The 20,467-nt window shown below is 69.0% G+C and carries 19 protein-coding genes and 1 tRNA gene; 8 read left to right on the top strand and 12 right to left on the bottom strand.

The window, feature by feature from the left end; translation table 11 throughout:
- Nucleotides 1-13: 13 nt before the first annotated feature.
- From tilS to ACFQRE_RS11165, 3 genes are read right to left on the bottom strand one after another with little or no spacing between them, the layout of a single operon-like run.
- A complete protein-coding gene (tilS, locus tag ACFQRE_RS11175; protein WP_380122233.1) occupies nucleotides 14-1,018 on the bottom strand; it encodes a tRNA lysidine(34) synthetase TilS in 1,005 nt (334 codons plus the stop codon).
- Nucleotides 1,019-1,031: 13 nt separating this feature from the next.
- Entirely contained in the window at nucleotides 1,032-2,078 is a 1,047-nt protein-coding gene (locus tag ACFQRE_RS11170; RefSeq protein ID WP_380122231.1) for a zinc-dependent metalloprotease, read from the bottom strand.
- 9 nt (nucleotides 2,079-2,087) lie between these two features.
- Entirely contained in the window at nucleotides 2,088-3,539 is a 1,452-nt protein-coding gene (locus ACFQRE_RS11165) for a D-alanyl-D-alanine carboxypeptidase/D-alanyl-D-alanine-endopeptidase (protein ID WP_380122229.1), read from the bottom strand.
- 90 nt (nucleotides 3,540-3,629) lie between these two features.
- Between ACFQRE_RS11165 and ACFQRE_RS11160 the strand changes: the two genes are divergently transcribed.
- On the top strand, nucleotides 3,630-4,271 hold the full coding sequence (locus ACFQRE_RS11160) for an inorganic diphosphatase (protein WP_380122227.1): 642 nt from the start codon (nucleotides 3,630-3,632) through the stop codon (nucleotides 4,269-4,271).
- A 12-nt stretch (nucleotides 4,272-4,283) separates the two neighbouring features.
- Here the strand turns inward: ACFQRE_RS11160 and ACFQRE_RS11155 are convergent, their stop codons facing one another.
- A complete protein-coding gene (locus ACFQRE_RS11155; protein ID WP_380122225.1) occupies nucleotides 4,284-4,988 on the bottom strand; it encodes a GNAT family N-acetyltransferase in 705 nt (234 codons plus the stop codon).
- A 9-nt stretch (nucleotides 4,989-4,997) separates the two neighbouring features.
- The gene (locus ACFQRE_RS11150) at nucleotides 4,998-5,450 is read right to left on the bottom strand and encodes an SRPBCC family protein (RefSeq protein WP_380122223.1); all 453 of its coding nucleotides are present in this window, start codon (nucleotides 5,448-5,450) and stop codon (nucleotides 4,998-5,000) included.
- 100 nt (nucleotides 5,451-5,550) lie between these two features.
- Here ACFQRE_RS11150 and ACFQRE_RS11145 point away from each other — a divergent pair, with 100 nt between their 5' ends.
- On the top strand, nucleotides 5,551-6,573 hold the full coding sequence (locus tag ACFQRE_RS11145) for a hypothetical protein (protein WP_380122221.1): 1,023 nt from the start codon (nucleotides 5,551-5,553) through the stop codon (nucleotides 6,571-6,573).
- Nucleotides 6,574-6,587: 14 nt separating this feature from the next.
- Here ACFQRE_RS11145 and ACFQRE_RS11140 read toward each other — a convergent pair whose 3' ends face one another.
- Nucleotides 6,588-7,100, bottom strand: a complete 513-nt coding sequence (locus ACFQRE_RS11140) for an SRPBCC family protein (RefSeq protein WP_380122218.1) — start codon at nucleotides 7,098-7,100, stop codon at nucleotides 6,588-6,590.
- A 163-nt stretch (nucleotides 7,101-7,263) separates the two neighbouring features.
- Here ACFQRE_RS11140 and ACFQRE_RS11135 point away from each other — a divergent pair, with 163 nt between their 5' ends.
- Genes ACFQRE_RS11135 through ACFQRE_RS11125 form a run of 3 tightly spaced genes read left to right on the top strand, consistent with a single transcriptional unit; the run spans nucleotide 7,264 to nucleotide 9,741 of the window.
- The gene (locus ACFQRE_RS11135; RefSeq protein WP_380122216.1) at nucleotides 7,264-8,394 is read left to right on the top strand and encodes a glycoside hydrolase family 15; all 1,131 of its coding nucleotides are present in this window, start codon (nucleotides 7,264-7,266) and stop codon (nucleotides 8,392-8,394) included.
- Between the two features lie 25 nt (nucleotides 8,395-8,419).
- On the top strand, nucleotides 8,420-8,791 hold the full coding sequence (locus ACFQRE_RS11130) for a thioesterase family protein (protein ID WP_380122211.1): 372 nt from the start codon (nucleotides 8,420-8,422) through the stop codon (nucleotides 8,789-8,791).
- A 5-nt stretch (nucleotides 8,792-8,796) separates the two neighbouring features.
- Nucleotides 8,797-9,741: a hypothetical protein gene (locus ACFQRE_RS11125; protein WP_380122209.1), complete on the top strand. Its 945-nt coding sequence runs from the start codon at nucleotides 8,797-8,799 to the stop codon at nucleotides 9,739-9,741.
- A 164-nt stretch (nucleotides 9,742-9,905) separates the two neighbouring features.
- On the opposite strand, the gene ACFQRE_RS11120 is transcribed toward ACFQRE_RS11125, so the two are convergent.
- From ACFQRE_RS11120 to ACFQRE_RS11095, 6 genes are all read right to left on the bottom strand, one after another.
- A tRNA-Thr gene (locus ACFQRE_RS11120) sits at nucleotides 9,906-9,979 on the bottom strand.
- 218 nt (nucleotides 9,980-10,197) lie between these two features.
- A complete protein-coding gene (locus ACFQRE_RS11115) occupies nucleotides 10,198-11,745 on the bottom strand; it encodes an alpha/beta hydrolase (protein WP_380122207.1) in 1,548 nt (515 codons plus the stop codon).
- A gap of 46 nt (nucleotides 11,746-11,791) precedes the next feature.
- The gene (locus ACFQRE_RS11110; protein WP_380122205.1) at nucleotides 11,792-12,931 is read right to left on the bottom strand and encodes a DNA polymerase III subunit delta'; all 1,140 of its coding nucleotides are present in this window, start codon (nucleotides 12,929-12,931) and stop codon (nucleotides 11,792-11,794) included.
- A complete protein-coding gene (gene tmk / locus ACFQRE_RS11105; protein ID WP_380122203.1) occupies nucleotides 12,928-13,560 on the bottom strand; it encodes a dTMP kinase in 633 nt (210 codons plus the stop codon). The genes ACFQRE_RS11110 and tmk overlap by 4 nt, the downstream gene beginning before the upstream one ends.
- Before the next feature lie 164 nt (nucleotides 13,561-13,724).
- Nucleotides 13,725-14,531: a MerR family transcriptional regulator gene (locus tag ACFQRE_RS11100; protein WP_380122201.1), complete on the bottom strand. Its 807-nt coding sequence runs from the start codon at nucleotides 14,529-14,531 to the stop codon at nucleotides 13,725-13,727.
- 182 nt (nucleotides 14,532-14,713) lie between these two features.
- Nucleotides 14,714-15,427, bottom strand: a complete 714-nt coding sequence (locus ACFQRE_RS11095) for a TetR/AcrR family transcriptional regulator (protein ID WP_380122199.1) — start codon at nucleotides 15,425-15,427, stop codon at nucleotides 14,714-14,716.
- Between the two features lie 121 nt (nucleotides 15,428-15,548).
- Here ACFQRE_RS11095 and ACFQRE_RS11090 point away from each other — a divergent pair, with 121 nt between their 5' ends.
- The 3 genes from ACFQRE_RS11090 (at nucleotide 15,549) to topA (ending at nucleotide 20,416) form a co-directional block, all read left to right on the top strand.
- The gene (locus ACFQRE_RS11090) at nucleotides 15,549-16,595 is read left to right on the top strand and encodes an NAD(P)-dependent alcohol dehydrogenase (protein ID WP_380122196.1); all 1,047 of its coding nucleotides are present in this window, start codon (nucleotides 15,549-15,551) and stop codon (nucleotides 16,593-16,595) included.
- 20 nt (nucleotides 16,596-16,615) lie between these two features.
- Nucleotides 16,616-17,470, top strand: a complete 855-nt coding sequence (aroE, locus tag ACFQRE_RS11085; RefSeq protein WP_380122194.1) for a shikimate dehydrogenase — start codon at nucleotides 16,616-16,618, stop codon at nucleotides 17,468-17,470.
- 87 nt (nucleotides 17,471-17,557) lie between these two features.
- Complete coding sequence (topA, locus tag ACFQRE_RS11080) at nucleotides 17,558-20,416, top strand: type I DNA topoisomerase (protein WP_380122192.1); 2,859 nt, start codon at nucleotides 17,558-17,560, stop codon at nucleotides 20,414-20,416.
- Nucleotides 20,417-20,467 lie beyond the last annotated feature (51 nt).

The following is a 20,467-nucleotide window of genomic DNA, read 5'->3' as shown; positions in this document are numbered from 1 at the left end:
CACGCCTCACGTCCTACACCGCCGAGGTCGAGCCGCCCTCCTGACCACTGCGCTCTCGCAGCAGCCGAATGCGACCCTGAACGCGGGTGACGAGGACCGGGCCCGGGGCGTGGATGGGGCCCTGTCCGTGCCAGTTCGTGAGCAACTCATCACAGGCTTCGGTATGCCGGGTGCTCACCTGTCCGGCCGGCGCACCGGCCGCGATGAGGAGCCTTCGCCACATGCGGGTGCGGACTGCGCGAGGGAGCGCGACCAGCTCCGCGACCTCCCACGGCCCGGAGCCGAGCGTCGTCGCGGCTTCTTCTGCCAAGGAGTCGAGGCAGTCCGCGTCCTCGCGGAGCTGATCGGCCGAACGCCCCAGTGCTGCAACGACTCCCGGCCCGAGGTCGGCTTCGAGGTCGGCGACGGCCCGGCGAGCGCGCACCCGCGTGAAGGCTGCGTCGTCGTTCATCGGGTCGTCCCACCAGTGCACGCCTTCTGCCTCAAGTGACTCGCGGCACTCGGCGCGGGTCACGCCCAGGAGTGGCCGTCGATAGATCCCGCGCACCACTGGCATGCCCGCGAGGGATCGCGCACCAGAACCGCGAACCAGCCCGAGCAGCACCTGCTCGGCCTGGTCCTCGAGGGTGTGGCCGAGCAGGACCACAGCGGCACCCAGACGGTCCGCGACACCGGACAATGCGGCATACCTTGCATCCCTGGCGGCGGACTCGGGTCCAGAACCGTTGTCCGACACCGCAACTCGTTCAACGACGACCGGGTCCAGCCCAAGGTCTCGCAACCGACCAGCGGCCCGTGCAGCCACGTCGTCGGACCCAGCCTGCAGTCCGTGGTCGATGACAACCGCCCCAGCAGACCACGACGCATGGCGCGCCTCGTGCGCCACCGCCTCTGACAGCGCCATCGAGTCCCCACCACCACTGCACGCCACCAGGACCACGGCGTCAGGTGCCACGTCCGCGAGAGACGCGCGGACGGCATACCGGATCCTGGCCGTCGACGGGTGCGGACCGCTCACGGGACAGGCCGGCTCAGCCGTGCACGCGCGTGACCCAGGCGCCCGGATCGGTGATCTCGAGCGGCTTGGGAAGCGTTTCGGGCGAGGTCCAGATGGCGTTGAAGCCGTCGACGCCAACCTTGTCCTGGACCCCACGGACGAACGCCGCACCGTCCTTGTACTGGCGCATCTTGGCCTCGAGTCCGAGCAACCGCCGGAGCATCTTGTCGACCGCCCCGGCACCCTTGCGACGTTCGGTGAACTTCGCCCGGATGTGGGCGACCGACGGGATGTGCGCGGGACCCACGTCATCCATGACGACGTCGGCGTGACCTTCGAGGAGCGACATGACGGCGGTGAGCTCGGCGAGCTTGGCGCGCTGCTCGGGCGTCGTCACGAGGTCCGTGATGCCCCCGGAGCCATTGCTGAAGAGCTCGGGGAGCTTCTCGGCGAGGCGCTTGGTGAGCTCCTGGATGCGCTCCTGATCAGGTGCCATGTCGGTCGCGAGCTGGCGGGCCTCGGCGATCATGTGGTCGCGCAGCCACGGCACAGCCGTGAACTGCACGCGGTGCGTCTCCTCGTGCATGCAGACCCACGCCCGGAAGTCCTCGGCATCGACGCCGAGCTCACGCTGGGTCTGGACGAGGTTGGGCGCGACGAGCAGCAAAGCGGGGGTGCCTCCGGGTGCGAGGTCGTACTGTCCCAGCACCTTGCTCGACATGAACGCCAGCAGCGCCCCGGCCTCGGCCCCCGTGACCTTGCCGCCGATGGCCGCGCCGACACCGCTGGGGGCACTGCCGCGCTTGCTCACGATCTGCTCGAAGGCCGGGTTCAGCATGGCGCCCATCGAGTCGGCGTTCATCGCGATCCACGTCGGGCGATCGACGACGAGGGCCTCGGGGGCACTGTCAGGCGTGGAGAGTCGCGAGGTCTCGGCGACCGGCCCGTGGGCCCGGAGGGCGGCTGCGCGGATGGCGCCGACCTCCTCTGCGGCCTCGTCGGCCGACACAGTGGGACCGGCCGCGACGAGCGTGCGACCCGTCGTCTTGGCGAACTCCCAGTCGACGTAGCTGTTGCTCACGTGCCCTCCTCAGTGACAACCGCACAGGGTCAGTGCGGTGACGAACCGGTCCAACGCCGCGCGTGCACCGAGCGTTCCCGACGAGGGTGGCACACGGTCGGCGAGGACGACGAACGTCAGCAGGCGGCCGTCTGCGTCGACCGTCGTGCCGGCCAGGCTCGAGATGCCCTTGAGTGTGCCCGTTTTCGCACGGGGTATGCCGGCCACGGCCTTGGTCTGCTTGCTCCGGTAGCGATCGGAGAGACTTCCGCTCAGGCCGGCGACGGGCAGGGTGGCGATGGCCCGTCGCAGTTCGGGGAGCTTGCCGCTGGTGGCCAGGGTGAGGACGTCGGAGAGTGCTGTTGCGGTGACGGTCTGCCCGGGTGAGAGTCCGCTCACGTCGAGGAGCTTGAGCCCGGCCGTGGGAACTCCGGCGTCCGCGAGGGACTTCACGACGAACTGTGCCGGCGCGAGTGGCGCGGCGGGCGACTGGCCGGCGGCAACCATGGCTTGGCGGACGAGGTTCTCGGTGAGGGCGTTGTCACTGTGGATGAGCGCGGTCTCGAGGTGCTCCCCATAGGTGGCCGACTCGACGGCGCCGAGCTCGGTGGCAGCTGCCGGTGCGGCCTTGCCGTGACCCGCGAGGGGGAGGACCGTCGTCGCGTGGCCCCGGGCCGTGAGGGCCTTGGCCAGGGCTCCCGCCACGCCGGTTTCAGGAACGGGCGGTGCGGACCTGCCACCACCGGCGCGCTGGGACACGAGGTCGAGCATCGACACGGACTGAGTGAAACCAGCGGCGATGTCCTCCTTCTTCCATGTCGTGGGATAGCGCGGGCCCGCGGCATACGTCGCATCGATGCGCAGGGTCACTGCTCCGGTGGATCGGTCGGTCAACGACTGCGCCACCTGGTCGGCAAGGGTCGCGATTCCGGCGTGGCCCTCGACCCCTGAGGGATTCGAGGCGCCCAGTCCCAGCAGGGTGTCGCCGCCCGCAACGAGGACGATCTGGCTGGGGGTGTCACCGGTCACGACCTTGGTCGTCATGCGCGCGTCGAGATCGACGTGCTGCGTCACGGCCAAGGTGCTGAGGACCTTGAGGGTGGACGCCGGGGCACGAGCAACGCCCGGCTGCACGGCATACAGCTCCTTGCCCGTCAGACCGTCGCGCACGCTGATGCCGACGCTGGGACCCAGCCAGGGGTCCTTGCCCAGGGCACCGATTGCCTTGGTCAGACCGGCCGTCGTGGGCAGGGCGGCCGCGGCGGCGGAGGCGGCGGGATCGGCGGACACGCCCAGGGCAGTCGGACTCGGCAGGGCAGCCCATGTCGGGGACGCGGAAGCCGAGCCGGTGGGAGTCGGCGGGTCGACCGACGCACCGTCGTACGTCAGGATGCCGGGAGCGAGGTCCACGACGTCAGCGGCGGCATACCCGACACCGCCGACCAGAAGGCACGTGACCCCCGCCACAACAGCCCGTCGCATCCGACCCCTTTTCCAGCAGCACCCGATCCATGCGGGACAATGTTCCCCGAGCGTAGGTCATTCACACCCATCCGAAAGAAGGCCACCACCGTGGAGTTCGACGTCACCATCGAGATCCCCAAGGGTCAGCGCAACAAGTACGAGGTGGACCACGAAACCGGGCGCATCCGCCTCGACCGGATGCTGTTCACGTCGATGGCCTACCCGTCGGACTACGGCTACATCGAGAACACCCTCGGCGAGGACAGCGACCCGCTGGACGCCCTGGTCCTGCTTGACGAGCCCACGTTCCCCGGTTGCCTGGTGAGCGCCCGCCCGATCGGCATGTTCCACATGCGCGACGAGGCCGGCGGCGACGACAAGATCCTGTGCATCCCCGCGGGCGACCCGCGCAAGGCGCACATCAGGGAGCTCGAGGACATCAGCGAGTTCGACCGCCTCGAGATCCAGCACTTCTTCGAGACCTACAAGGACCTCGAGCCCGGCAAGTCCGTCGAAGGCGCCCACTGGGCCGGTCGCGAGGACGCCGAGCGGACCATCAACGAGGCCGTCCAGCGCGCCCAAGATGCCGGCATGTCCACGGCCCGTTGGCGTATGCCGGAGGGTCACGACCTGGACTCCCACGCAGCTTCCGCTGCGCGCACCGAGGAAGAGCACGCGGCCGCCCGGGCCAAGGCCAAGGAGGAGCTCGCCACCAAGGAGAAGCCCCTCAGCGACTCCCCCAACTCCTGATCCCTCCAGGACTCACTTCCGGGCCGCCAGCGATGTTCGCTGGCGGCCCGCGTCGTCGAAGTTGTTGGGCGCGAGCCACTCCTCATGGGCGGCTCGCACCGTCGGCCACTCACCATCGGTCACCGAGAACCAGTCAGTGTCGCGGTTGCGTCCCTGCGTGACCATGTGGTTGCGGAACTGGCCCTCGTAGGTGAAGCCGAGGCGCGCAGCAGCTCGCCGTGACGGCTCGTTGAGGCTGTCGCACTTCCACTCGAAGCGGCGATAGCGAAGATCCTCGAATGCGTAGCGCATCAGCAGGTGGATCGCTTCGGTGGCGGCGCGGGTCCGTTGCAGGGTCCGGGCATAGAGGACGCCGGCGACTTCGACCTGTCCGGTCTGCGGGTCGATCCGGTGGAACGACGCGATCCCGCTCGCGAGACCTGCGCGTTCACCCTCCAGCGGGATCAGGGCAAAGGTCAGGTTGGGCGAGTCCAGGACGTCGGCGAGATGCATCCACAACGCGGCGAGGGAGGTGGGCTTCGCGATCGGTCGATAGGTCCAGAGCGAGTCATCCTCCGGACCGCAGACGGCCGCGAAGAGGTCGGCGTAGTGCACCGAGTCGAGCGGGACGATGTGGACGTACTGGCCCTCCAGGGTCACCGGCTCGGGAGCGGGCCGCCCCTCCCACCCGGGCACGACGTCTCCGACGGACTGTCCAAAGCTGTTGAGTTCCGGCACGCGCCGAGGCTATCCGAGGGGCTGTTCGAGCAGTGCCGCCATTCCGCGCTCGCATGACCTCATCATCACGCCGTGGTTGGCCCGCAGGAGAGGACCGAACAGCGGCGCCACGCGCCCCAGCACTGGTGCGGTGACCTCGACGTCCTGCCGATAGGCCACGGCACTGTGCCCACCGGCCGCCGCCTCGATGTGGAACTCGGCCCAGCCCGTGAGGTCGCCAGCGAGCCCGGTCCGCAGTCGACGATCGACCGGGTCCTGGAGCTCGCGGGTCATCCGAAGGTGAAGCCCATAGGGCAGGACGCTGCGAATGGTCGCGAGTCCGGTGTCGGCGTCGATCCTCCGGATCGAGCGGATCTCGCGCCACCAGGTGGGGTACGCATCGATGTCCGCGCACACGGCATATACGTCCTCAGGTGAGGCGGCCACGATCCAGTCGCGGCGGAACTGCCAGAGCGAAGCCATGCCGTCAGTCTCGCCCAAGGGTTCATCCAGACGGCTCGGTGCGTTCATCGGACTTCGGTTGGGTGGAGCTCTGCCCACTCCATCCCTGAGGAGAACCGCCGTGAAGCCCTTTGCGTATGCCGTCCTGCCCGCCACCGTGGTCGCGCTCGCTGCCGCTGCCGTCGCCCCCGTGGGCCTCGCCACCGCCTCCGCCGATCCGGCGCCGGCGAGGAAGGACCACTTCGCCGTCATCGGCGACGTGCCCTACGGCCCCGCCCAGATCAACCGCTTCCCCGCGTGGATCCAGGAGATCAACGCGGCCGACCCCGAGTTCACGGTTCATGTCGGCGACATCAAGAACGGGTCGACTGTCTGCCCCGACGACTACATCACCGGCATCCGCACCGTCTTCGACACCGTCGCGAGCCCGTTGATCTTCACGCCGGGCGACAACGAGTGGACCGACTGCCACCGCATCAACAACGGCGGCTACAACCCCCTCGAACGGCTGGAGTTCGTGCGCGACACGTTCTACCCGACGCCGGGTCGGACGCTCGGTGAGACGACCCGCAAGGTGTCGGCCGACACCGCGGCGGGCTACCCCGAGAACGTCCAGTGGCGCGAGGACAGGGTGTCGATGGCGGCCGTGCACGTGGTCGGCAGCAACGACGGGACGCTGCCGTGGACGGGTGCGACGGCACCCAACGCCGAGCAGCTCGCCGAGCAGGCTGCCCGCTTCGAGAGCGCGCTCGCGACGGTACGCGCTGCCTTTGCGGACGCCCGCCGTCGTGAGGACCGTGCCGTCGCGATCTTCCTCCAGGCGGACATGTTCGACCCGACCTGGTCGCCGACCTTCGCGGACGTCTCGGCCTTCAGGCCACTCGTCCAGCTGCTCATCGACGAGTCGAACGCCTTCGAGGGCGAGACCTACCTCTTCAACGGCGACAGCCACAAGTACAACGCCGACCAGCCGCTTGCTGTCGGCTCAAAGTGGTTGTCGCTGTATGGCGTTGAGGGATCCAGCGAGCTTCAACGGGTCACCGTCGACGGCTCCGGCAACAACACGAACTGGCTCGAGGTCACCGTCGGCCGAGACAAGGACGAGCCCGTCCTCACGTGGACGCGCGTGCCCTACGTGCACTGATCGCGCAGGAGTCCTCAGGACGCGTGCGTCGCCAAGTCCTCGCGCAGGGCCGCGAGGGTCTTGGCGATGTTGCGCTCCTGGAACGAGGCGAAGGTGCGACCGCCCGTGAGCCTGGCATCGATCGCGTTGGCGACGGCGTCCGGCCAGAAGCGACGGGCGTCGCGCCAGGTCTCGGTGACCCTGGTGCCGTTGGCAGTGGCCTCGAAGGTGTACTCCCAGCGCGCGATCGCGATCCTGAGGAGTGGTGACCTGAGGCCCCAGCCCACGACGTCGAACGTGAAGCGCTCACCCGGGTCGGCCGCGACGACCTTGCACCGCGTCTGCCACCTGGCGCCGCCACGCTTGTTGGCGCCGACGAAGACGTCACCCACCGTGAGGCTTCCTGCGTTGCCGCGCTCGACTTCGGCGCCAGTGTTCTCCGGGCTCCATCGGGCCATGAGCGTCGGGTCACTCACCTGTGCGTAGACCTCGACAGGAGTGACCCCGGTGACCTCAATGGAGTCGCTGACCTTCATCTCACGTGACATGCCCCGAGCGTAGGTGAGTGGCCCGGGCGCCGGGTCGGCGAGACATCCGGTCTGTGTCGGCGTAGGTTCACCGAATCGAGGAGGTGGATGGATGCGGCGTGGCCTGCGGTGCATGGTGGTGGCCCTTTGCTGCGCCCTCCTGGCTGCCTGCGGGACGCGTTCAGTGAACGAACAGGCCTGGGACGAGCCGCAACTCGCGACCAGCCCGGGCTTCCGGATCAGCGACCGCGACCCTGATGGTGCCGCGATCGCCAAGGAGTCGCGCGAGTGGATCGAGCGCGGAACGGTCCCCGGCGCCGGGACTTCGTGGGAGTCGATGAGCCGCTGGGCGCTCACCGACATCCGGCAGATGATGGCGAGCGGGGGCGCCGACGGTGGAGCGCCGCCTGCAGGTGCTGCACCGAGCTGGGGCTACTTCTGGCCACGGGACGGCGCCTTCCTCGCCGTGGCCCTCGACCGCACCGGCCACCACGAAGAGGCGCGGCACCTCATCGACGTCCTGGCAGGGCTGCCCTTCGACGCGACCCTGGGCTTCGACGCCCGCTATCTGCTCGGCGGTCAGCGGGTGACCCTCGATCCCCGTGGGCCCCAGTCGGACGGATGCGGGTGGGTGTTGTGGGCACTCGGGTCGATGGCCGCGTCGTCCCTGCCACCCTCGACGGCCGGTCTCAGGTCCAAGTGTCTGACCAACCTCATGGGACTCACCTGGAGTGGATGGCAGCTGCCTCCACCGTCCCCGGACTACTGGGAACTGCCGGTGTCGCAGACTTCCCTCGGCACCGTCGCGCCCATGCTGGCCGGGCTGAACGCGGCTGCCCGATCCGGGACGACCTCGGAGCGCGCTCTCGCCCGGGACATCGCGAGACGCCTTGCGACACAGCTGCATTCGGAGATGGGTCCGGAACTGGAGAGGTTTGGCGACCACGGTGGGCTCGACGCCGCAGTGGCCATGCTGATGCCGCCGTTCGGGCCGTCCGATCGTCGGGTGACGTCGCGGTGGTTGGCCTACCAAAAGGATGCTGCGCGCTCGTCCGGCGGTCTTGCTCCCGGCGCCGGCTGGAGGAATGACGGGACGTCCTGGACGCCCGAGACGGCCTTGGTCGCCTATACGGCGGCGGCATCGGGGCACGACAAGATTGCCGAGCACTGGCTCGACTGGCTCGACTCCCACCGCACGTCATGGGGGTCCCTGCCCGAGAAGGTCAACCGGTCGGGCAACCCGGCCGGGCCTGCGCCGCTCCTCTGGACGTCCGCGCTCGTGCTGCTGACGCTGGACGCGCTCGAGGCCGAGTGAGCGGCAGTCCTGCGAGAATGGGCCGATGACCCGCTCTGCCCCAGTGGAACTGACGTTCACGGTGACCGATTCCGACACTGCGGTCGCACTGGGTTCGGGCTCCTTGGCCGTGCTTGCCACCCCGCGGTTGTTGGCCTGGCTCGAGGCGGCAACCTGCGCATCGTTGGAGCCGTTGATGGGCGATGGACGCACGAGTGTCGGCACCCGGGTCGACCTGCAGCACAGCGCCGCCTCACCGGTTGGCGCGACGGTCATCGTCACTGCCGACCCGGCATACGCCGATGGGCGACTGAACCGACTCAGGGTGAGCGCACGGCATACCGACGGAAAGGTCATCGCCACGGGCGAGATCACCCGGGTGATCGTCGACACCGACCGCTTCCTCGCTCGCCTGTGACCCCCATGCGCGGGGTCATCCTCAGTTCCATTGCGGTCGTTCTGACATTTGCGGGCTGCGGCGCCGGCGACTCATCGAGCGGGCCCAGCCCATCGACGTCCTCGTCAGCGGCGGGCGGCGGGACGCCGTCGCCATCGGAGCGCGACCTTGGCCCGGATCCCGGGGTCGACGCCTACCGGTCCCTCGACCTGTGCGCCCTCGCGCCCGTGGCCGCAGTGGAGGCTGCCTACCGCAACGAAGGGGGAACCGGACCGGTCACAGCGTCGTCCGACGGGCCGGCCCTGTGCTTCTTTGCACCCGGCAGCGGCGGCGGATCACACCTCGAGTTCGCGCTTCCTCGCGATCGACTGCCAGCGGATGTGCGCATGACGAACCCGGGGGTGAACAAGGTCGACGCCACGTCGGCAGGAGCCCTGGTGTACGACCCCGCGATCGCGATCGTCCATGTGCTTTCCGCCTCGGGCTACCTGGTGCGTGTGACCGGTCCCGGAGACACCGTCAATGCCCAGCATCTGACGCTCGCGCTGGCCAAGGTGGTCCGTCAAAGTCTCACGCAGGCACCGCCGCAGCTCGCCGTTCCCGAGACCGCCGTGAGCGGGCGAAACCTCTGCGACGCCGTGCGCAAAGCCGACGTCATGGGGGCACTTGGGCTCCAGGCCGAGCTCCAGTCCAGCGCGGACGGTCGCGCGTGCGAACTGTCGGACAGCGTCTGGGTGAGCTTCCACGGTCGAGGCGGATACCCGCCTGACTACGAGGTCTCCAAGGTCCCGATCGGCCCTGCGACAGCCCAGGTCCGCCGGCACTGCGACATGATCATCCCGATCCGTCCCGCACCTCCGGGAGCAGGGTGGGAGCATGACTCGCTCCTCGCGAGTTCAGTGCAACCAGAGGGTCCCGACTGCGATCGGTTCGTTGGCGCACTTGCCCCGTTGGTCGAACTTCTGACGTAGGGAGGGGACCGGCCCACGTGGGGTGGGCGAGCACGCCGAGCGGCAAACGGCCCACGTGCGACCTTGGTCCGTGCTCAACCTGCCCGGCGGAGAGCTCGTTTGCCGCGCTCGGTGCCCGCCCGGAACCGCAAACGCCCCCGCCACGAGGGCGGGGGCGTCAACTGAGCCGCTTATCGGAATCGAACCGATGACCTATTCATTACGAGTGAATCGCTCTGGCCGACTGAGCTAAAGCGGCGTGGTGCCCGAACCGAAGGTCAAGCACGCCGGACGAGTATACGAACAACCCCGCCCCATCCCGAAATCGGGGCCATCGCCAGCCGCAGACCCCCACTCCCCGGTCCCACGGACATGCAGTGGCCACCCTCAGACCGCGAGCGGTTGGTGCGGTGAGCACGAAAGGCGAGCGGGCGGCATACCCACTGCATGTCCCTTGGCTCGCCCAGGTTCAACAACTCAGCACGTGAGCCCGTCCTGGGGCAGCGTTCCCTTGAGGTAGAACTCGTCGATCGGTTTGTCGACGCAGCCGTTGGACCGCATGTATGCCGTGTGCCCGTCTCCGTCGTACGTGATGAGTGAGCTCTTGGCCAGCTGGTCATGCAGACGCACCGACCACTCGTAGGGCGTGGCCGGGTCACGGGTCGTGCCCACGACGACGATCGGGTTGGCGCCCTCGGCCGTGACCTTCTTGGGCGGTTCGGACGAGCGGTCGGTCTTGACCGGCCAGAAGCCGCAGGCCATCGAGGACCACGCGAGGAACGGGCCCCAGGTAGGCGCCTCCGTCAGGGAAGCCTTCGCCAGCGCCTCGTGCTCGGCGATGTCGGCGGACTCGGGCTTGTCGAGGCAGTTCACCGCGTAGATGACCTCCATGATGTTGCCGGAGTAGCCGCCCCCGGGTTGCCGGTCGGCATAGCTGTTGGCGAGCCCCATGAGGTCAGTGCCGTCGCCCTGGAGCGCCGCCCGCATCGCCTCGACGAGCGCGTCCCACATGCCCTCGTCGTACATCGCCGACGCGATCCCCGTCGAGGCCCAGCCCTCGGTGAGCTCGCTGACGGCGGTGTCGCCCGTCTTGGGCAGCGGCGTCTGGTCGACCTCCGTCAGGAAGTCGCGGATCCCCTGCATGACGCCGTCGACCGTGCCACCGAGTGGGCAGTCCCCCTTGTCGATGCAGAACTGCGCCCACGCGCGGGTCGCGGTCTCGAAGCCCTTGGCCTGTCCGAGATTCACCTCGGCCGAGGTGAGATCGGGGGCGACGACCCCGTCGAGGACGAACCGCCCCACGAGCCTGGGGAACAGGTCGGCATACGTCGCACCGAGGTAGGTCCCGTAGGACTTGCCGAGGTAGTTCAGCTTCTCCTCGCCGAGCCGTGCCCGCAGGATGTCCATGTCCTTGGCCGCATCAACGGTCGAGACGTGACCGAGCAGTGGGCCGGCATTGGCGCCACACTTCTCCGCGAAACCCTTGGCGTTGGCCGCGAACGCCTGCTCCTCAGCGGCATCGTTGGGCGTCTGCTCCGCACCCAGGAACTGGTCGAGCTCGGCATCGCTGAGGCAGTCGATCGGCGCCGAGCGGCCGACCCCACGCGGGTCGAACCCGACGACGTCAAAGCGTTGGCGCACACCAGTGCCCACTATGAAGTCCGCGGCGCGCGCATAGTCCACACCCGAGCCACCAGGGCCGCCCGGGTTGACGACGAGTGCCCCGATCCGCCGGGACTTCTTGGCCGCCGGCACCCGCAGGACCGAGATCTTGATCGTCTCGCCGTCCGGCTTCGCGTAGTCCTGCGGCACCGTCAGCTGCGCGCACTGGCCGCCGTCGCAACTGGTCCACTTCAGGTCCTGGGCATAGAACTCCTCGGTGCCCTCCATCCCGGCGGGCGGTGTCTGCGGTCCGATCGAGGTGGGCTTCGCCTCACCCCGGTCGAAGAGGTCCTCGACGGCAGAACAGCTCGACAGCAGCAGGGCGGCGCAAGCAAGGGCAGCGATGGGGGCGACACGACGCATGGCGATGACCTTACGGGCCAATCCTGGGGTATGCCGTCCGCCCCTGTCAGCGGGGTAGGCGGAGTTCCAGGGCCATCGCCTCGAGCGCGAGCAGCGGCTGGACGTTGGCGGCGATGCGCTCTCGCGCGGTGCCGATCGCGTCCATGGCGACGAGCACGCGCACGGGCGAGAGCACCTGGGCGACCTGCTGCACGGTCTGGCGGGCATCCTCGTTGACGAGGGCCGTCGGGGCACCGGTGTGCAGGACGAGGGCATCGCGATAGACCGACAGGAGGTCGACGAGGGCCCGGTCGACCATGTCGCGTGAGAAGCGGGTGGCGCGGGCCTTCTGGTCCTTCTCGAGCGAGGAGATCTGCGAGCGGATGTGGGGAGGCTGGGTCCGGGCCGACGGGTCCCCGCCGAGGATCTCGAGGAGCTTGGCCTTCTCGCTCGCGTCCCGCTCGGCCGAGGACGCCTGCGACTCCTCGGTGGCGATGGTCGAGAGGTCAGAGGCCGCGTCGATGGCGTCGCCGACCGTGCGGATCTTCGACGCGAGCGTGATGACGTCATGGCGACGGATGCGGGCGTTCTCGTCGCGAGCCAACCGACGCGCGAGGCCGACGTGGCACTGGGCTGCGCGGGCGGCATACATGGCCATGGGCGGGTCCACGCCGTCACGGCGCACCAACAGGTCGGCCACGGCCTCGACCGACGGGGTCCGCAGGCGCACGTGCCGCGAGCGCGAGCGGATCGTGATGATGACATCCTCGACCGAGGGTGCGCAGAGCATCCACACGGTGCGCGGGGTCGGCTCCTCGAGGGCCTTGAGCAGGGCATCGGCCGCGCGCTCGGTGAGGCGGTCGGCGTCCTCGACGATGATGACCCGCCACGTGCCAACGGACGGGCGGTGGGCCGCGAGCGCGACGAGGTCACGGGCCTGCTCGACCTTGATCGAGAGGCCTTCGGTCGCGATGAGGTCGACGTCGGCGTGGGTTCCGTCGGCGGCGGTCCGGCACTCACGGCACTCGCCGCAACCCCCCGACGGGCACTGGAGCGCGGCCGCAAAAGCTCGTGCCGCCACCGAACGCCCGGACCCCGGCGGACCGGTGAACAGCCAGGCGTGGGTCATCGAGGCAGGCTCAGTGACAGCCCGCGACAGGGTGGCAATCGCCGGGTCCTGGCCGATGACGTCGCGCCAGACGGTCATGCCGCCCCACCCCCGGCGAGGAGGCCCGAGGACTCCAGGCGCCCCATGACGGCGGCGTGGATCTCGTGGGGCGGGGTCGTGCCGTCGACGACGAGATAGCGCTCGGGCGAGCCCTGCGCCATGGCGAGGAAGTGGTGACGGATCGCGTCGTGGAAGGCGTCTGCCTCGGACTCGAGCCGGTCGTGGACCTCACCGCGGCGGCGGCGCCCCTCCTCCGCCGTCACGTCGACGATCACGGTCAGGTCGGGGACGAGTGAACCCACCGCCCACATCTGCAGCTGGTGCACCTCCGAGGCGCCGAGGTCACGCCCCGCGCCCTGGTAGGCCACGGCCGAGTCGGTGTAGCGGTCGGTGATGACGACTGCCCCGCGGTCCATCGACGGGCGGATGAGCTGGTCGACGTGGTGCGCCTTGTCCGCAGCAAAGAGGAGGGCCTCGGCCCGCGGCGACACGTGGTCTCCGTGCAGGACGAGGTCGCGAATCTGCGCACCCAGAGGGGTACCGCCCGGTTGGCGCGTCACGACGACCTCGCGCCCCAGGGACTCGAGCCCGGCCGCCAGCAGACTCACCTGCGTCGACTTGCCCGCGCCGTCGCCGCCCTCGAAGGCGATGAAGAGTCCCTGTGTCACGCGCCCGAGCCTAGGCGAGCGCAAGGACAGCGGGACGCGCGGACACGTTGGTGAGCGGGCGGCATACGCCAACGCCCTGACCACCGGAGGGAAACTGAAGGGTCCGGAGGGCGAATAACCCTCCGGACCCTTGAGGAACCACCATGGGGAGCAAGAATCGGGGCTCAGCTGTGCCTGTCGGCGTTCGCGTGGATCGCGTCCCGCACATAGACCGCGAGCCCCGGCGCGATGTCCTCGTACGTCTTGGTGAACTGCGGGTCGGCGACGTACATGTCGGCGAGGTTGCGCTGGAAGTCGTGGCTGCAGTCGTAGAACCACTTCTCGATCTGTGCCCGGTGCTCCTCGGCCGCGTCCATTGCTTCGGGCGAGGTCGCCGGAAGTCCGGCCGTCAGCGCCGCCACGAACGCATCGTTGACGGTCGCCGACTCGGCCTTGACCTTCTCCCAGTCGGCCACGGTGTACTTCTCCGTGCGCTTCGCCGACTGCTTCCACGCGTCGGTCTCTCCCCAACGCTCCTGCGCCTCGTCCTGGTACTCGTCCTTGAACCCGTCACCGAAGATCTCCTTGAGGTCCTCGCGGGTCGCTGGCTGCTCGTTCATCTTTCTCTCCAATCTGGCGTCGATCGCGTCGACGAGCCCGTGCAGCTCCTCGACCTTGGTCATGACCGCGTCGCGTTGGCGCCGAAGGTGCTCGAGGGTCGAGCCGTCACCGCGGAGCAGGGCCGCCACCGCGTCGAGGGGCAGGTCCAGCCGCCGGTAGGTGACGATCGTCGCCAGTCGCTCCAGGTCCTCAACCGTGTAGAGGCGATAGCCGGCACGGGTCCGCTCGGACGGGCTCAGCAGGCCGACCTCGTCGTAGTGGTGCAGCGTTCGCACCGTCACGCCGAAGGTTTGCGCCACCTGCCCCACCGTGAGCATCTCCATGTCGCCAGTCTCTCGCGACCAGTTCCTGCGTCCTGTTGTTGCGGTCATGGACACACCGTCCTGCCTCACGTCGCGTGAGGGTCAAGTCTCCCCCCTTGCGTCTGCGGATGCGGTTGCTAGAGCGACCAGAGGCGCAGACGCAACGGCGCGGGTATGCCGCCCGCTCCCCTTGCGTCTGCGCTTCCGGTTGCTAGAGCGACCAGATGCGCAGACGCAAGGGTTGGCTCGCATCAGGGCCTGCGGGGCCGGCGCTTCTCGAGCCCGTCGAGGACGACGTCGAGGCCGAACTCGAACTCGGTCTGGTCGTCGCACCAGCCCAAGGTCTGGTCGGGTCCATCGGTGTGCGCCACGGCGGCGAGCATCCCCATGAGGTTCGGGATGACGTGGGCCATCTGCGCCATGACCTCCTCGGACGTCTCCTGCCCCGCGTCGCCGAGGTCGAAGAGCTCCTGGGTGAACCCGAGGACGCGGCTGCCCAGGGCGTGCAGGGCATGGTGCGTGAGGTCGTGGCCGAAACCCCCGGCCATGAGGATCCCCACGACGCCGTCGTAGTAGCGGACCACCTCGAGGCTGATCTGCGTCCGGCTCTCGAGGACTGACGGCATCCACTTGTGTCTGAGCATCACGTCGCGGGCGGCCAAGGACCTGGCGCGCAGGGCGGCCGCCCAGTCCGTCGCGGGATCGGGCAGGTCGAGCCCGGCGATCTCGGCGTTGAGCTCGGCGCCGACGTGGTCGACCATCGCGTCGAGCAAGGCCTCCTTGTTGGCCACGTGGTGGTAGAGCGACATGGCCTCGACCCCGAGGTCGGCCCCGAGCCGCCGCATCGAGACGGCGTCGAGCCCGGAGGCATCTGCGAGTTTCACGGCACGGCGAAGGACCCGGTCGCGGCTCAGCGGCCTGCGGTTGGGGGTGGTCCGGGTCGTGCGTCGCGCGGGGTCGGTCACGGGGGTTCCTCCTGTCGGTGCGCATCGTATCCATGTGGGCCATTGACGAACTTACGCCGTAAGCCATACCTTACGGCGTAAGTGGTCGGCGAACCCCGCCGTCCGACACAGGAGGAACGTCATGACCGACTCGACCCAGTCGCCCACCCGAGAGCACGCGCCACACACCGCGCCACCCGTCCCCGCGACGATGCGATCCGCGTTCTACGAGGGATACGGCGCCCCCGAGGACGTCGTCACTGTCCGCACTGTCCCCACCCCGAAGCCGGCACCGGGCGAGGTCCTCGTCAAAGTCCGCGCAGCCTCGGTCAACGCACTCGACTGGCACTACGTCACGGGCCTGCCGATGTTCGCCCGACCGAGCCTCGGTCTGCGCCGCCCCAAGCGTCAGGTCCCCGGCGCGGACGCAGCCGGCGAGGTCGTCGCGATCGGCGAGGGCGTCACCCGCCACCGCATCGGCGACGAGGTCTTCGCAGACATCGACGGCGGTGGCTTCGCCGAGTACGCCCTGGCACCCCAGGACGGTTGGATCCCCATCCCTGATGGCGTCTCATTCGAGCAAGCCACCACCCTCGGCGTCGCTGCCGAGACCGCCCTCCAGGGCTTGCGCGACTGGGGCAACCTGCAACAGGGCCAGCGCGTCCTCATCGCCGGAGCCTCGGGTGGGGTGGGCAGTTTTGCCGTGCGCCTCGCCAAGCTCCTCGGCGCCAGCCACGTCACGGCCGTCTGCAGCACCCGCAACGTCGACGCCGCCCTGGCCGGTGGGGCCGATCGCGTCGTCGACTACACCCGCGAGGACGTCCGAGCTCTCGGCGACCGGTTCGACGTGTTCTTCGACAACGCGGGCACCCTCCCCCTGCGCCAGTGCCGCAAGCTCCTCGTCAAGGGCGGCACCTACGTCTCGATCACGGCCCCCAAGACCAAGTGGGTCAAGCCCCTGCCTCGCATGCTGAGCGTCCCCCTCTACTTCGCCCTCACCGGCAAGAAGGCGCCCGCCTTCAAGGTCGCATCCCGCAGTGCCACGGACCTGGCCTGGCTCGTCGAACAGGTCGCCGCGGGTCGCCTTGAACCCCTCATCGAGCGGCGCTGGTCGCTCGAGGAAGCCCCCGAGATCCTGCGCAGGCAGGGCGAGTTCCACGCGCAGGGCAAGTCCCTCGTCATCCCGTGAGGACCGTGGGAGGGTGAGCCATGAGCTTCCTCAGCGTGCTGTCCGGCTCCTTCTCCACCCCAGCTGACGGCAACCCGACCGTGGCGATGATGGAAGCGGCCTACGCAGCTGCGGGGCTCGACGCTCGCTACCTCAACGTCGACGTCTCCTCGGCGAACCTCGCCGACGCGATCATCGGCGCCAGGGCGATGGGCTGGGTCGGCTTCAACTGCTCGATGCCGCACAAGGTTGCCGTGATCGACCACCTCGACGGCCTCGGTGAGTCGGCCGAGCTCATCGGTGCTGTGAACTGTGTCGTGGCTCGAGACGGCGACCTCATCGGAGAGAACACCGACGGCAAGGGATTCGTCGAGGCGATGCGCGAGCTGCGCCACCCGGGCGGAACCCACGTCGTCGTCCTCGGCGCGGGCGGCGCCGGGCGAGCCATCGCCGTCGAGGTCGCTCTCGCCGGCGCGGCTCGTGTCACTGTCGTCAACCGCAACGTCGCCAGGGGCGAAGGCCTCGCCCGACTCGTGGTCGAGCGAACCGAGGCCGACGCGGACTTCCAGCCCTGGACCAGCGCGTATGCCGTTCCGACCAGTGCCGATGTCGTCGTCAACGCCACCTCGGTCGGCCTCGGCGACCCCGAGGAGCTCGTCAACATCGACGTCGACAGCCTGCGACCCGAGTTGCTGGTGGCCGACGTGATCCCCAACCCCCCGCACACGGCATACCTGCGCGCGGCAGCGCAACGAGGGGCGCAGACCCTCGACGGACTCGGCATGCTCGTGGCCCAGGGAGCGGTCGCGATCGAGCTGTGGCACGGCATCAGTCCCGACCGGGATGTGATGCGGGCGCGACTGTCGCAGGTTCTGGGCCCGGAATCGCCGAACTGACGGTTACCTGTACCGTCCTTGTCGTTCCCTCGTCGGAGCAGCGACGAATCCGCTGCACGAGGTGATCAGCAAAGGATCAGGTGCGCCATGAGTCCGACCAGCACGGGCCGCAAGCTCGTCATCGTCGAGTCACCCGCGAAGGCCAAGACCATCGCCGGCTATCTCGGCCCCGACTGGGACGTCGAGGCGTCCGTCGGCCACATCCGCGACATCCCGACCCCGTCGGAGATGCCCGCCGACATGAAGAAGGGCCCCTTCGGCCGCTTCGGCGTCGATGTCGACAACGACTTCGAGCCCTACTACGTCGTCGACTCCGACAAGAAGAAGAAGGTCGCCGAGCTCAAGCGCCTCCTCAAGGGCGCCGACGAGCTCTATCTCGCAACGGATGAGGACCGCGAGGGCGAGGCCATCGCGTGGCACCTCCTCGAGACCCTGCAGCCCAAGGTCCCGGTCAAGCGCATGGTCTTCCACGAGATCACCAAGGAAGCCATCCAGCGCGCCGCGGCCAACACCCGCGACCTCGACACCGCCCTTGTCGATGCCCAGGAGACCCGCCGCATCCTCGACCGCCTCTACGGCTACGAGATCTCGCCGGTCCTGTGGCGCAAGGTCAAGGCCGGCCTGTCCGCTGGTCGCGTGCAGTCCGTCACCACCCGCATGGTCGTCGAGCGTGAGCGTGAGCGCATGGCGTTCCGCAGCGCCAACTACTGGGACGTCGAGGGCGAGTTCACTCCCGACGCCGCGTCGTCCGCCTTCACCGCTCGCCTCTCCCAGGTCGACGGGAAGCGCGTCGCCACGGGTCGCGACTTCGGCGACGACGGTCAGCTCAAGGGCGAGGTCGCCCACCTCGACGAGGCCGCCGCGACCGGCATCGCCCACGCGGTGATGGCTGCCGACGTCACCGTCGTCAACGTCGCCGAGAAGCCCTACACGCGCCGCCCGAGCGCACCGTTCACGACGAGCACCCTGCAGCAGGAGGCCTCGCGCAAGCTGCGCCTCAGCAGCAAGAACGCGATGCGGGTCGCCCAGCGCCTCTACGAGAACGGCTACATCACCTATATGCGTACCGACAGCACCGCGCTGTCGCAGTCCGCGCTCACTGCCGCCCGCCAGCAGGCCCGGGACCTCTACGGCGGCGACTACGTCCCCGACGCGCCGCGCAACTACGCCAAGAAGGTCAAGAACGCGCAGGAGGCCCACGAGGCCATCCGCCCCGCCGGTGACCGTTTCCGCACGCCGGCCCAGGTCGCCGGAGAGATCCGCGGCGACGAGTTCGCCCTCTACGAGCTGATTTGGAAGCGCACCATCGCTTCCCAGATGGCCGATGCCAAGGGTTCGACGGCGACCGTCAAGCTCGGCGCCACCCTCGATCGCGAGGCCCCCGCAGAGCAGGTCGAGTTCACGGCCAGCGGGACGGTCATCACGTTCCGAGGCTTCATGGCGGCATACGAAGAAGGTCGTGACGAGCAGCGCAACGCGAACGCCGACGAAGAGCGTCGCCTCCCCCGCATGGGCGTGGGCACCGAGCTCAAGGTCATCCGCGCCGAGGCCGACGGTCACGACACGTCCCCGCCCGCTCGCTACACCGAGGCCACGCTCGTGAAAGCCATGGAGGAGAAGGGAATTGGTCGCCCATCGACCTACGCCTCCACCATCGGCACCATTCAGGACCGCGGCTACGTCTCGAATCGCGGCAACGCGCTCGTGCCGTCGTGGCTGGCGTTTGCCGTGACGCGCCTCATGGAGGAGCACTTCACGCGGCTCGTCGACTACGACTTCACCGCGTCGATGGAGGAGGACCTCGACCAGATCGCCAACGGCGACGCCCAGCGCGCGACCTGGCTCAAGCGGTTCTACTTCGGCGACGAGGCCACGTCGAGTGAGGGCCTGCGCGACCTCGTCGCCGACCTCGGCGACATCGACGCCCGCGCCATCTCGACGATCGACATCGGCGACGGCATCGTCGTGCGCGTCGGTCGCTACGGCCCCTACGTCGAGGAGGTCGCGCCTGCCGGTGTCGACCCCGTGACGGGCGAGGTCTCCGAGGCGTATGCCGCTGCCTCACCTTCCGCTGACGGGTCCGGTGCTGAGGGTGGTGAGGGTTCGGACAAGCCCGCGACCCCGCGACGCGCGACGATCAACGACGACATCGCGCCCGACGAGATGACGCCCGCGAAGGCGCGCGAGCTCCTCGACACCGCCGCCGACGACGGCCGGGTCCTCGGTCAGGACCCCGGCAACGGTCGCGACATCGTCGCCAAGGCCGGGCGCTATGGGCCGTATGTCACCGAGGTGCTGGACGAGGAGACCGCGGCGCTCAAGGGCAAGGCCAAGGTGAAGCCGCGCACCGCGTCGCTGTTCGCGGACATGGATCTCGCGACGCTCGACCTCGACACGGCCCTCAAGCTGCTGTCCCTCCCCCGCATCGTGGGCATGACGACCGACAAGGTCACTGGCGAGGACGGCAAGGAGTTGTCGGTGCAGGTGGAGATCACCGCGCAGAACGGTCGCTACGGTCCCTACCTCAAGAAGGGCACCGACTCCCGCTCGCTCCAGACCGAGCAGCAGCTGTTCGACATCACGCTCGAGCAGGCCGAGGCGATCTACGCCGAGCCCAAGCAGCGTGGCCGGGCAGCCGCGAAGCCGCCACTCAAGGAGTTCGGCCCCGACCCGGTGTCGGGCAAGCCGGTTGTCGTCAAGGACGGCCGCTTCGGCGAGTACGTCACCGACGGCGAGACCAACACGACCCTCCGTCGCGACGACGACCTCGAGACGATGACGGCTGCTCGCGCGTTCGAGATGCTCGCCGAGAAGCGCGCCAAGGGCCCGACGACCCGCAAGCGCGCCGCCAAGAAGACGGTGAAGAAGGCCGCCACCAAGAAGACGGCCGCCAAGAAGACCGCGGCCAAGAAGACGACGGCGAAGAAGGCCGCCAAGAAGGCCTGACCCCAGCCCCGACTTCGTGCCCGAGACGGACAAGAGGAGCGCAGCGACGAG

The organism is Knoellia pratensis (genome assembly GCF_042666395.1).
In the GTDB taxonomy this organism is placed as follows: Bacteria; Actinomycetota; Actinomycetes; order Actinomycetales; family Dermatophilaceae; genus Knoellia; species Knoellia pratensis.
Note: the sequence above shows the minus strand (reverse complement) of the source record. Positions and strands in the feature narration are given on the sequence as shown.